The organism is Methylobacterium sp. WL116, from assembly GCF_008039455.1.
Lineage (GTDB): Bacteria > Pseudomonadota > Alphaproteobacteria > Rhizobiales > Beijerinckiaceae > Methylobacterium.
Map to the genome: position 1 here is coordinate 1 of NZ_VRUV01001088.1, position 564 is coordinate 564.

1 pseudogene is annotated in these 564 nt (G+C 72.7%); it reads right to left on the reverse strand.

Features of this window, described 5'->3' with window-relative positions:
• Positions 1-444, reverse strand: a pseudogene (locus FV223_RS29535) (LTA synthase family protein); the annotation flags it as partial.
• Positions 445-564 lie beyond the last annotated feature (120 nt).

The following is a 564-nucleotide window of genomic DNA, read 5'->3' on the forward strand; positions in this document are numbered from 1 at the left end:
GCCCAGGACGGCGGCCAGGGCCCCGCCGGCGGAGGCGGGCAGCAGGCTCGGCTCGATCCGGTACCACAGCGCGATGTTGGCCAGCCCGAGCAGGAGCGGCACGGCGATCCGCGGGCTGGTGACCGGCGGCACGTAGTAGAGCTGCGGATGGCGCGGCACCTGCGGCAGCAGCGCGAAGTCGCTGAACACCAGCGGCTCGCCGATCACCGCGCGTTTCAAGTGGCTGACGAGGTGGAGGATCGCGACGGTGAGCACGCAGCTCGACGCGGCGAGCCACGGGCGCCACGAGAACACTAACCAGAACAGCAGGATCAGCCCGTAGGCGCCGAGCCGGATGGCGAGGTCGCCGGGCCTGCGGCTCGCGCGCCCCGGCACGTCGCCGAAGCGGAACTCGATCGCGAGGCAGAGGACGAAGGCGACCACCGTCGCGAGGAGGAAGGACATCGTGCTCGGCTCAACCTTGCCCGGGCTTCCGGGTGACGGGCTTGTCGCCGGACGCGACGCCGCGCCGGGCGCGCAGGGCCCGCACGATCGGGTTCAGCAGGCGGTAGCGCGCTCGCATGC